Source organism: Microbacterium sp. BLY, assembly GCF_017939615.1.
In the GTDB taxonomy this organism is placed as follows: Bacteria; Actinomycetota; Actinomycetes; order Actinomycetales; family Microbacteriaceae; genus Microbacterium.
The window spans coordinates 2,881,509-2,893,373 of record NZ_JAGKSR010000001.1 but is presented as its reverse complement, the minus strand read 5'-3'; the positions used below and the strand labels follow the sequence as shown (position 1 = coordinate 2,893,373).

Below are 11,865 nucleotides of genomic sequence, written 5' to 3'. Positions count from 1 at the left end.
ACATGATCAGACCCGACCTCTCCCTCCCCATTCCCGAGACGATCACCTCCGCGCACTTCATCGGCATCGGTGGGTCCGGCATGAGCGGACTCGCGAAGATGTTCCTCGACGCGGGCATCCGCGTCTCCGGCAGCGACCGCGCCGACAGCGACAACCTGCGGGCACTGGCGGCGGCGGGTGCCACCGTCCACGTCGGCCACGACGCCGCGCACCTCGGTGATGCCGACACCGTCGTGCACACGGGCGCGATCTGGCCCGAGAACCCGGAGTTCGTCACGGCCAAGGAGCGCGGATTGCACGTCATCCACCGTTCCCAGGCGCTGCACTGGCTGATCGGCACCCGGCGTCTCGTCTCGGTGGCCGGAGCGCACGGCAAGACGACGTCGACGGGGATGATCGTCACGGCCCTGCGCGAACTCGGCGCCGACCCGCACTTCGTCAACGGCGGGGTCATCGAACAGCTCGGCACCTCCAGTGCGACGGGGAGCGGCGACCTCTTCGTCATCGAGGCGGACGAGTCGGACGGGACGTTCCTCCTGTACGACACCGCCGTGGCGCTCATCACGAACGTCGACCCCGACCACCTCGATCACTACGGCTCGGACGAGGCCTTCCACGATGCGTTCGTGCGGTTCGCGGACGCGGCATCGGAGGCGGTCGTCATCTCCAGCGACGACCCGGGTGCGCTCCGCGTGGGAGCGGGGCTGTCCCACCCCCGCGTTCTCACCTTCGGGCAGGCGCAGGACGCGGACGTACGCGTCGACGACATCGTCACCTCCGGACCGGTCTCCGCTGTCGTGTCCTACGACGGCGCGTCGGAGCGGATGCAGCTCGCCGTCCCCGGCGTGCACAACGCGATCAACGCGACGGGCGCCGTCGCCGTGCTTCTGGCCCTCGGCCATCCGCTCCGCGAGGCCGTCAGGGCCGTGGAGGGCTTCGCCGGCACGGTCCGCCGTCTCGAGCGTCACGGCGAGGAGCGCGGCGTCACGGTCTACGACGACTACTCGCATCATCCGACGGAGGTGCGTGCCGCACTCGAGGCCATGCGCAGCCTCGCGGGTTCCGGTCGCCTGATCGCCATCCAGCAGCCGCACACGTATTCGCGGACGCAGCACATGTACCAGGAGTTCGCCGATGTCCTGGAGGAGCTCGCCGATCACACCGTGATGCTCGACGTCTACGGTGCCAGGGAGGATCCCGTTCCGGGTGTCACGGGCGAGCTGGTGAGCGGCGCGTTCGCCGACCCGTCCCGCGTGCACTTCGTCGCGGACTGGCAGGAGGCCGCCGACTACACGGCGTCCGTCGCACGCGAGGGCGACTTCGTCGTGACCCTCGGCTGTGGCAACGTCTACCAGATCATCCCGCAGGTGCTGGAGTCGCTGCGCCGCACCGACGAGGCGTAGCCCATGCGCCGGCCGCCCCCGCTCCCGAGCGCTCCGGACACGCCGGAGCAGACGGATGCCGCGTTCGAGCGGAGTCCGCGTCGACGGAGCGCATCGACCCGGATCGAGGGCGACGAACCGGTCGTGCCGTTCGTCGAGCCCGTCGCGGCGGAAGGGCAGACGCCGGCCGCGCCGGGCTCCTCGATGGACGTGTGGCGGGCGGCGCGCGCGCGACGCAAGGCGCTCCGCGCGGAGATCCGCCGCTTCACCCAGCGGTCGCGGCGGAGGCGGATCATCTGGCTGAGCACTCTCGGTGCGGTGGTGCTCCTCGTCGGCGGCAGCGTCGCGGCGGCGTACAGTCCGCTGTTCGCGGTGCAGCGCATCACGGTCACCGGGGCGACGACGATCGACCCCGCAGTGATCGAGGGGGCGCTGGACGATCAGCTCGGAACCCCGCTCGCTCTGGTCGACACGAGCGAGGTGAAGGCGGCGCTGCTGGCCTTTCCGCTCATCGAGACGTACGCGCTGGAAGCGCGGCCGCCGCATGACCTCACGGTGCGCATCGTGGAGCGCACCCCGATCGGCGTGATCCAGTCAGGGGCGGGCTTCACCCTCGTGGACGCCGCCGGGGTCGCGCTCTCCACCACGGCGGACCGACCGGCGGGCCAGCCGCTCGTGGAGGTCGAGGGTGGTGTCGACTCGTCGGCGTTCCGGAGCGCCGGGCTCGTCGTCCGTGCGCTTCCCGCCGACATCCGTCGCCAGCTCACGGGCGTCCGTGCCTCGACGGCGGACGACGTGACGCTCACCCTGGACTCCGGACTGACGGTCGTCTGGGGGAGCCAGGAGGACTCGGGGCTGAAGGCCCTGGCGCTGTCCGCCGCGCTCGTGAAGAACCCGGACGCCTCGTCGATCGACGTCACGTCCCCGGACGTCGCGGTCGTCGGCTGACCGCTTTCCGCGGGAATGGCGCGACACGCCCGTGTCGCTGCGCGCGCGCGGCCGGGCGGCGCATACCTTCGATCTGAGAGAACGCAATACCGGGAAATACTTTACACCTCTACTTGAGGTTTAAGGTTCACCCCTTCCAGGCTCTACTAATCGGAGGCCGGCCATGAGCCAGAACCAGAACTACCTCGCCGTGATCAAGGTCGTCGGCGTCGGCGGTGGCGGCGTCAACGCCGTCAACCGCATGATCGAGCTCGGTCTCCGCGGAGTCGAGTTCATCGCCGTCAACACCGACGCCCAGGCGCTGCTCATGAGCGACGCCGACGTCAAGCTGGACGTGGGCCGCGAGCTCACCCGCGGCCTCGGTGCCGGTGCCGACCCCGAGGTGGGGCGTCGCGCCGCTGAGGACCACGCCGAAGAGATCGAGCAGGCGCTGACCGGCGCCGACATGGTCTTCGTCACCGCCGGTGAGGGCGGTGGCACCGGAACGGGTGGCGCCCCGGTGGTCGCCCGCATCGCGAAGTCGATCGGCGCCCTGACCATCGGTGTCGTCACCAAGCCCTTCTCCTTCGAGGGTCGCCGTCGCCAGAGCCAGGCCGAGGCGGGCGTCGCGAAGCTCAAGGAAGAGGTCGACACCCTCATCGTCGTCCCGAACGACCGTCTGCTGGAGATCAGCGACCGCGGGATCTCGATGATCGAGGCGTTCGCGACCGCGGACCAGGTGCTGCTCGCCGGTGTGCAGGGCATCACCGACCTCATCACGACCCCCGGTCTGATCAACCTCGACTTCGCCGATGTGAAGTCGGTCATGCAGGGAGCGGGCTCCGCGCTAATGGGCATCGGCTCCGCGCGCGGCGCGGACCGGGCGATCAAGGCGGCCGAGCTGGCCGTCGAATCCCCGCTGCTCGAAGCGTCGATCGAGGGAGCGCACGGTGTGCTGCTGTCGATCCAGGGTGGCTCCAACCTCGGCATCTTCGAGATCCACGACGCCGCCGACCTCGTCAAGGAGGCCGCGCACCCCGAGGCGAACATCATCTTCGGTACCGTCATCGACGACACACTCGGTGACGAGGTGCGCGTGACCGTGATCGCTGCCGGCTTCGACGGCGGCGAGCCGTCGCTGCGGCTGGACCCGATGGTGGTCTCCCGTCCGTCGACCGCGTCCCTCCCCGAGGTCGCGCTGTCGGACGCCGCGGAGCCCGCCGCCGAGAAGAGCACCCCGGAGCCCGCGCCGGCGCCGTCGGTGCAGCGCACTCCGGCGACGAGCATCGAGCCCGCCTTCGCGGACGACGACATCGACATCCCCGAATTCCTGAAGTGACGATGCCGGTCGGCGCTGCGGCGCCATCGGATCTGGCCGCGCGGCTGTCGGCGATCGACGAGAGCATCGCCGACGCCGCGCGTGCCGCCGGGCGCTCTCCCGCGGAGATCACCCGGATCGTCGTCACCAAGTTCCATCCGGCCTCGCTCGTCCGTGACCTGCACGCTCTCGGCGTGCGGGCGGTGGGGGAGAACCGGCAGCAGGAGCTCACTGCCAAGGTCGCGGAGCTCTCCGCGCTCGACCTGGAGTGGCACTTCATCGGGCAGGGACAGACGAACAAGGCATCCGCGATCCGGCGGAGCGCCGACGTCGTGCATTCCGTCGATCGCGACCGCTTCGCCGATGCCCTGCACCGCGCCGCGGACGGTGACGACGTGCTCGACGTGCTCCTGCAGGTGAACCTCACGGAGGACGAGGGTCGTGGCGGTGTCGATCCGGCGGCGGCCGTCGCGCTGGCCGAGTACGTCCTCACACTGCCCTCGCTGCGCCTCCGCGGAGTCATGGCGGTGGCGCCCCTCGACGAGGAGCCCGCTTCGGCCTTCGCCCGCCTGCGTCGGATCGCCGACGAGGTGCGGGCCGTCGCCCCTGACGCGACCTGGATCTCCGCCGGGATGACCGGCGACTACGCCGAGGCGATCGCCGCCGGCGCGACACACCTGCGGATCGGTTCCGCAATCACGGGACCGCGCCCCGCCCGGGGTTAGCCTGTGACAAGACCAGCCCCAAACGTTCGAACCGGAGGACACGATGGGTAACCCGCTGAAGAAGACCATGGTGTATCTCGGCCTCGCCGATGAGGAAGAGGTCTACGAAGAGGAGACGCCGGCGCCCGCCCGCGCGCAGCGCGAGCGTGACCGCGAAGAGCCGGCTCCGGCTCCCGTCACGCCGCTCCGTCGTCCCGTCGCCGTCCGCCAGCCCGCAGCAGGAGCCGTGAACGAGATCCTCACCGTCCACCCGAAGCAGTACCGCGACGCCCAGCTGATCGCGGAGAGCTTCCGCGAGGGCGTCCCCGTCATCATCAACCTCTCCCAGATGAGCGATGCCGACGCGCGCCGCCTCATCGACTTCGCGAGCGGTCTCTCCCTCGGCCTGTACGGCCGCATCGAGCGGGTCACCTCCAAGGTCTTCCTGCTCTCGCCGGAGAACATCGCGGTGTCCGGTCACGGGGGTATCGCGCACGCAGACGCCGAGTCTGCGGGCTTCGACCACTCGTAGACCGTGCAGCTGGTCTCGGTCCTCGCCAGCATCGTCCATCTGGTGCTGCTGGTCTACATCCTCGTGCTCTTCGCGAGGCTGATCCTCGACTACATCCCGATGTTCAATCGGGAGTGGCGTCCCAAGGGCTTCGGCCTGGTCGCCGCCGAAGCGGTCTACACGGTCACCGATCCGCCTATCCGGTTCTTCCGGCGGATCATCCCTCCGTTGCGCATCGGCCAGCTGTCCCTGGATTTCGGCTTCGCGCTGACGCTTCTGGTCGTCCTGATCCTGATGAACATCGTGCGGTTGTTCATCCGCTGACCTCCCCGCGTGTCGCGCCCGGGGACCTCGGCGAGTTGTCCGAGCCTGGGTGTCGTGGCATCGCGACCCCGAGGCTCGGGGGCTATGCTGGCACCCAGGTGCGCGCCCCGGGTTCGCGCCACATCACGAACACGCCATACATCGGTACTGGCAATCGAACTCATCGAAAGAGGAGCCACCCATGGCACTTACCCCGGATGACGTCGTCACCAAGCAGTTCCAGCACGTCCGCTTCAAGGACGGCTTCGACCCGGACGAGGTCGACGACTTCCTCGACGAGATCGTCATCGAGTGGCGCAAGGCCCTCGAGGAGAACGCCGAGCTGAAGGCGAAGCTCGCCGCGTACGAGTCGGGCGCCACCCCTGCTCCGGCCGCCGCCGAGCCGGCCGCTGCGACGCCTGCCCCCGCTCCCGCTGCGGAGACTGCCGCCGAGCCTGCTCCGACCGGCTCCGCGACCGCGACCGCCGGCATCATCGAGCTGGCTCAGCGCCTGCACGACGAGCACGTCGCCGAGGGTGAGGCCAAGCGCAACCAGCTCATCTCTGAGGCCGAGGCCGAGGTCGCCCGCATCCGCACGGAGGCCGAGGCGAAGCAGCGTGAGGAGACCGCCCGTCTCGAGCGCGAGCGCAACACGCTGGAGGCGCGCATCACCGAGCTGCGCAACTTCGAGCGCGACTACCGTTCGCAGCTCCGCGGCTACATCGAGGGTCAGCTCCGCGAGCTCGACGAGAAGTCGGCGTCGACGGACTCCACGCCGGTCTCCGCGATCGGCCTGTAAGGCGCCCTCTTGTCAGGACGTCGTCCCCTTCGTCGGTCGGCGGCCGGTGCGATCGTTGCGATTCTCGCAACGGTCGTGCTGGCCGCCGATCAGTTTGTGAAGTACCTCACGATCGAGAACCTGCCGCTGCATGAGGCGGTTCCCGTCCTCGGCGAGTTCCTCCAGCTCTACTACGTCCGCAACCCCGGCGCGGCGTTCTCGCTCGGATCCGGCGTGACCTGGATCTTCACGATCGCCCTGGCGGTCGTTGCCGGAGTGATCGTGTGGAAGGCCTTCGGTCTGCGATCGCCGCTCTGGGCGGTCGTGTTGGGGTGCCTGCTGGGCGGCGTCCTGGGCAATCTCACGGACCGCCTGTTCCGGGAGCCCGGGTTCCCCGTCGGCCATGTGGTCGACATGATCTCGATGCCCTGGATGATGCCGGCGATCTTCAACGTCGCCGACGTGTTCATCGTCACCGGCATGATCTCCGTGGCCCTGCTCGTCGTGTTCGGGCTCCGTTTCGACGGTACGCGCGAGAAGGACCACGCGCCGGTCGAGACGGACGAGGACGCCGAGGCGGCCGCCGCGTCCGAGGAGCGCTGAGCGTGGAATCCCGGTCGCTGCCCGTCCCCGACGGGCTCGACGGCACGCGGGTCGACGCCGCACTGGCCAAGCTGCTCGGCTTCTCCCGCACGTTCGCCGCGGAGGTCGCCGCCTCCGGTGGGGTGCGCCTCGACGGTGCCGTCCTGGACAAGTCGGATCGCCTGCGCGGCGGTGCCTGGCTCGAAGTGGAGTGGCAGCCGAAGGAGGGACCGAAGATCGTGCCGATCGCGGTGCCGGAGCTCGGGATCGTCTACGACGACGACGACATCGTCGTCGTCGACAAACCGACCGGCGTCGCCGCTCATCCGTCGCTCGGATGGGAGGGCCCGACGGTGGTGGGTGCTCTCGCGGCCGCCGGTTTCCGCGTGGCGACGAGCGGGGCCCCCGAGCGTCAGGGCGTGGTCCACCGGCTCGACGTGGGCACGAGCGGTCTCATGGTCGTCGCGAAGAGCGAGGCCGCCTACACGGCCTTGAAGCTTGCGTTCAAGGAGCGCACGGTCGAGAAGATCTATCACGCGGTGGTGCAGGGGCATCCCGACCCGCTCGTGGGGACGATCGACGCACCGATCGGACGCCATCCGAACCACTCGTGGAAGTTCGCCGTGGTTCCGGACGGCAAGCCGTCGGTCACGCACTACGAGACCCTCGAGGCGTTCCCGGGGGCGTCGCTGCTCGAGATCCATCTGGAGACGGGCCGCACGCATCAGATCCGCGTGCACATGGCCGCGCATCGGCATCCGTGCGTCGGTGACCCGCTCTACGGAGCGGACCCGACGCTGTCCGCCCGCCTCGGCCTGACGCGCCAGTGGCTGCACGCGCATCAGCTCGCGTTCGCGCATCCGACCACGGGGGAGTGGGTGCAGTTCACCTCGCCCTACCCGGACGACTTCCAGCACGCGCTCGACGTGCTCCGCGGGGAATAGCCTCCTCGGAGCGCCGCTTCCGCGGTGTCGGTGGTCTCCGCCACACTGACCGCATGAGCATCCTGGTGCGTCCGGCGACGGTCTTCGACGACGTCGCCGCGGTGGTCGGTCCGAAGAAGCCGACATCGAACGTCTGCTTCTGTCTGAGCTACCGCATCGGCAACAAGGAGAACGTCGCGCTGCGAGGGCCTGCCCGCGCCGAGCGGGTGCGGGAGCTCTGCCATCAGGACCCTCCGCCGGGGGTGCTGGCGTATCTCGACGAGGTGCCGGTCGGCTGGGCGGCGCTGCATCCCCGGGCGGAGACGAGTTTCGCGCGCAACCGCCTGATCCCGCACGTCGACGACCTCGATGTCTGGTCGCTGTGGTGCTTCCGCGTCCGCCCGGGACACCGCGGACACGGGGTGTCCCACGCCCTCATCGCGGGTGCGGTCGCCTACGCCAGGGAGCGCGGTGCCCCCGCGATCGAGGGGTATCCGGTCGACAACGCCGGTGCGCGGGTGAACCTGACGATGGCGTACGTCGGCACGCGGCGGCTCTTCGAGAGTGCGGGATTCGCGAAGGCGGCGGACACGGGTTCCGTCCTCGACGGCTTCCCCCGCGTGCTCATGCGGCGGGATCTCCGCGAGAATCCGTGAACCGGATGCCGATGCGCGGGCAATACAGAGTGTGAACACAGACAGCGAGATCATCGCGCGGTCGCTCGAGGATCGGTATCGACACGTCCCGAGGCCTCGTGGATGCGATCGCCGAGAGCTACGGGACCGGAGGCGTGATCGGGGACGTGCCGGAGTCCGTCACGAGAGTGGTCACCGAGGTGGTGGACGAGGCACCGTGACGCGGGCGATGTCGGCGGCCGAACGTAGACTCGAAGCATGGCATCCGACTCCTTCGTCCACCTGCACGTGCACAGCGAGTACTCGATGCTCGACGGGGCCGCGAAGATCAACGCCATGACGCAGGCGGCCGCCGACTACGGCATGCCGGCGATCGCCGTGACCGACCACGGCAACACCTTCGCGGCGTTCGAGTTCTACAACGCGGCGCGGAACGCCGGCGTCAAGCCCATCGTCGGCCTCGAGGCCTACGTCACCCCGGGCACGCATCGCAGCGACAAGACGCGGGTGCAGTGGGGGTCGCCCGATCAGCGCAGCGACGACGTGTCCGGTTCCGGTGCGTACACCCACATGACCATGTGGAGCCAGAGCACGGAGGGCATGCACAACCTGTTCCGGCTCAGCTCGCTGTCGAGCATGGAGGGCTACTACTTCAAACCTCGGATGGACCGCGAGCTGCTGCAGACGTACGGCAAGGGGCTCATCGCCACGACGGGCTGCCCGTCGGGTGAGGTGCAGACCCGCCTCCGACTCGGTCAGTACGACGCCGCCCGCGCGGCGGCGGCGGAGTTTCAGGACATCTTCGGCAAGGAGAACTACTTCGCCGAGATCATGGATCACGGCCTCTCGATCGAGCGCCGGGTCATGACCGACCTGCTCCGTCTCGCGAAGGACCTCGGCATCCCGCTGGTGGCCACCAACGACTCGCACTACACGCATCAGCACGAGGCGGATGCCCACGAGGCGCTCCTGTGCGTGCAGTCCGGCTCCACCCTCGACGACCCGAACCGCTTCAAGTTCGACGGCGACGGCTACTACATCAAGACCGCCGCCGAGATGCGCCAGCTCTTCCGCGACCACCCGGAGGCCTGCGACAACACGCTGCTGATCGCGGAGCGGTGCGAGGTCGAGTTCAACACGTCGGCGAACTACATGCCGCGGTTCCCCGTTCCGGACGGCGAGACCGAGGACAGCTGGCTCATCAAGGAGGTCGAGAAGGGCCTCCACTACCGGTACCCCCACGGCATCCCGGACAAGGTGCGCAAGCAGGCCGAGTACGAGACCGGCATCATCCTCCAGATGGGGTTCCCCGGCTACTTCCTCGTGGTCGCCGACTTCATCAACTGGGCCAAGGACAACGGCATCCGCGTCGGTCCGGGCCGTGGCTCCGGTGCCGGATCGATGGTGGCCTACGCGATGAGGATCACCGACCTCGATCCCCTCGAGCACGGCCTGATCTTCGAGCGCTTCCTCAACCCCGACCGCGTCTCCATGCCTGACTTCGACGTCGACTTCGACGACCGTCGTCGCGGCGAGGTGATCGAGTATGTGACCCAGAAGTACGGCTCCGAGCGCGTGGCGCAGATCGTCACGTACGGCACGATCAAGTCCAAGCAGGCACTCAAGGACGCCGGTCGCGTCCTCGGCTTCCCGTTCAGCATGGGGGAGCGGCTCACCAAGGCGATGCCCCCCGCGGTGATGGGGAAGGACATGCCGCTGGACGGCATGTTCGACTCCGCGCACCCCCGCTACAAGGAGGCCAGCGAGTTCCGCGCGCTCATCGAGACGGACCCGGAGGCCAAGACCGTCTTCGACCGCGCCCTCGGCCTCGAGGGCTTGAAGCGGCAGTGGGGTGTGCACGCGGCCGGCGTCATCATGTCGTCGGAGCCGCTCCTCGACATCATCCCGATCATGCGGCGCGAGCAGGACGGGCAGATCGTCACGCAGTTCGACTATCCGTCGTGCGAGTCGCTCGGCCTGATCAAGATGGACTTCCTGGGGCTCCGGAACCTCACGATCATCTCCGACGCCCTCGACAACATCCGGATGAACCGCGGTGAGGAACTCGACCTCGAGCACCTGGGCCTCGACGACCCCGCCGTGTACGAGCTGCTCGCCCGCGGTGACACCCTTGGCGTCTTCCAGCTCGACAGCCCGCCCCTGCGCTCCCTCATGCGGCTCATGAAGCCGGACAACTTCGGCGACATCTCGGCCCTGATCGCGTTGTACCGTCCGGGGCCGATGGGCGCCAACTCCCACACGAACTACGCGCTGCGGAAGAACGGCCAGCAGGAGATCAGCCCGATCCACCCCGAGCTGGCGGAGCCTCTCGCGGAGATCCTGGAAGAGTCGTACGGACTCATCATCTACCAGGAGCAGGTCATGGCCATCGCGCAGAAGGTCGCCGGGTTCAGCCTCGGTCAGGCCGACATCCTGCGCCGGGCGATGGGAAAGAAGAAGAAGTCCGAGCTGGACAAGCAGTATGCGGGCTTCGCGGCGGGTATGACCGAGCGGGGCTTCGGCGAGGGAGCCATCAAGGCGCTCTGGGACATCCTGCTGCCCTTCTCCGACTACGCCTTCAACAAAGCGCACTCGGCGGCCTACGGCCTCGTCTCGTACTGGACCGCCTACCTCAAGGCCCATTACCCCGCCGAGTACATGGCCGCACTGCTCACGAGCGTCGGCGACTCGAAGGACAAGATGGCGCTCTACCTCAACGAGTGCCGACGGATGGGCATCAAGGTGCTCCCGCCCGACGTCTCGGAGTCGATCAACTTCTTCGCGGCCGTCGGCGACGACATCCGCTTCGGTCTCGGTGCGGTCCGCAACGTCGGCAGCAACGTCGTCGACGGCATCGTGCAGTCCCGCAAGGATGAGCGCTTCACCTCGTTCCATCACTTCCTCGACAAGGTGCCGCTCCACGTCGCCAACAAGCGCACGGTCGAGTCGCTCATCAAGGCCGGCGCGTTCGACTCCATGGGGGACACCCGGCGGGCACTCCTCGAGATCCACGAGGACGCGGTGGAGGCGGCGGTCGACCGCAAGCGCAACGAGGCCCAGGGGGCCATCGGCTTCGACTTCGACAGCCTCTACGACGGCATGGAGGAGGCGGCTCCGGCCAAGGTGCCGCCTCGGCCGGAGTGGATCAAGAAGGACAAGCTCGCCTTCGAGCGCGAGATGCTCGGTCTGTACGTCTCGGATCATCCGCTCGCCGGACTCGAGGTGCCGCTCGCGAAGCATGCATCGATCTCCATCCACGACCTCAACAACTCGGAGGATCTCCAGGACGGCGACCAGGTGACCGTCGCAGGGCTCGTCACGAGCGTCCAGCATCGTGTGGCCAAGGCCAGCGGCAATCCCTACGGCATGATCACCGTCGAGGACTTCAACGGCGAGGTCACGGTCATGTTCATGGGCAAGACCTACCTCGAGTTCCAGCACACCCTCCAGCAGGATGCGATCCTCGCCGTCCGTGGACGGGTGTCCCGGCGCGACGACGGACTGAACCTGCACGCGCAGTCGGCGTTCGCACCCGACGTCGGCTCCTTCGACGCCGCAGGGCCCCTGTCGCTCGTCCTCGCCGAGCAGCGGGCGACCGAGCGCGTCATGACCGAGCTCGCCGAGGTCCTCCGCCGGCACAGCGGCGATACCGAGGTGCTGCTGCGCGTGCACCGCGGAGGAACGGCGAAGGTGTTCGAGGTTCCCATGCCGGTGAAGGTGTCGGCGGACCTCTTCGGTGACCTCAAGTCTCTGCTCGGACCGACCTGTCTGGGGTGAGCGGGTAGGATCGGGAGCCGTCGAG

General features: G+C 68.6%; 11 protein-coding genes. All 11 read left to right on the top strand.

Going from position 1 to position 11,865, the window contains the following annotated elements; all coding sequences use genetic code 11:
• The first annotated feature begins 2 nt into the window (after positions 1-2).
• The 11 genes from murC (at position 3) to dnaE (ending at position 11,840) form a co-directional block, all read left to right on the top strand.
• Positions 3-1,403: a UDP-N-acetylmuramate--L-alanine ligase gene (gene murC / locus KAF39_RS14185; protein WP_210677820.1), complete on the top strand. Its 1,401-nt coding sequence runs from the start codon at positions 3-5 to the stop codon at positions 1,401-1,403.
• Between the two features lie 3 nt (positions 1,404-1,406).
• On the top strand, positions 1,407-2,330 hold the full coding sequence (locus KAF39_RS14180; RefSeq protein ID WP_210677819.1) for an FtsQ-type POTRA domain-containing protein: 924 nt from the start codon (positions 1,407-1,409) through the stop codon (positions 2,328-2,330).
• A gap of 163 nt (positions 2,331-2,493) precedes the next feature.
• Positions 2,494-3,648, top strand: a complete 1,155-nt coding sequence (gene ftsZ / locus KAF39_RS14175; protein ID WP_210677818.1) for a cell division protein FtsZ — start codon at positions 2,494-2,496, stop codon at positions 3,646-3,648.
• 2 nt (positions 3,649-3,650) lie between these two features.
• Positions 3,651-4,352 carry a YggS family pyridoxal phosphate-dependent enzyme gene (locus KAF39_RS14170; protein ID WP_210678072.1) on the top strand — a complete coding sequence of 234 codons (702 nt, stop codon included), beginning with the start codon at positions 3,651-3,653 and terminating at the stop codon, positions 4,350-4,352.
• 43 nt (positions 4,353-4,395) lie between these two features.
• Positions 4,396-4,863, top strand: coding sequence for a cell division protein SepF (locus tag KAF39_RS14165; protein WP_210677817.1), 468 nt, complete (start codon positions 4,396-4,398; stop codon positions 4,861-4,863).
• A 3-nt stretch (positions 4,864-4,866) separates the two neighbouring features.
• Positions 4,867-5,166 (top strand): YggT family protein, encoded by a 300-nt coding sequence (locus tag KAF39_RS14160; protein WP_025105081.1) that lies wholly within the window; start codon positions 4,867-4,869, stop codon positions 5,164-5,166.
• Between the two features lie 181 nt (positions 5,167-5,347).
• Positions 5,348-5,944 carry a DivIVA domain-containing protein gene (locus tag KAF39_RS14155; RefSeq protein ID WP_210677816.1) on the top strand — a complete coding sequence of 199 codons (597 nt, stop codon included), beginning with the start codon at positions 5,348-5,350 and terminating at the stop codon, positions 5,942-5,944.
• A gap of 9 nt (positions 5,945-5,953) precedes the next feature.
• Positions 5,954-6,526: a signal peptidase II gene (lspA, locus tag KAF39_RS14150; protein WP_246878317.1), complete on the top strand. Its 573-nt coding sequence runs from the start codon at positions 5,954-5,956 to the stop codon at positions 6,524-6,526.
• A 2-nt stretch (positions 6,527-6,528) separates the two neighbouring features.
• Complete coding sequence (locus KAF39_RS14145; RefSeq protein ID WP_210677815.1) at positions 6,529-7,449, top strand: RluA family pseudouridine synthase; 921 nt, start codon at positions 6,529-6,531, stop codon at positions 7,447-7,449.
• Between the two features lie 53 nt (positions 7,450-7,502).
• Positions 7,503-8,084 carry a GNAT family N-acetyltransferase gene (locus KAF39_RS14140; RefSeq protein WP_210677814.1) on the top strand — a complete coding sequence of 194 codons (582 nt, stop codon included), beginning with the start codon at positions 7,503-7,505 and terminating at the stop codon, positions 8,082-8,084.
• A 237-nt stretch (positions 8,085-8,321) separates the two neighbouring features.
• Positions 8,322-11,840 (top strand): DNA polymerase III subunit alpha, encoded by a 3,519-nt coding sequence (gene dnaE / locus KAF39_RS14135; RefSeq protein ID WP_210677813.1) that lies wholly within the window; start codon positions 8,322-8,324, stop codon positions 11,838-11,840.
• Positions 11,841-11,865: the final 25 nt, after the last annotated feature.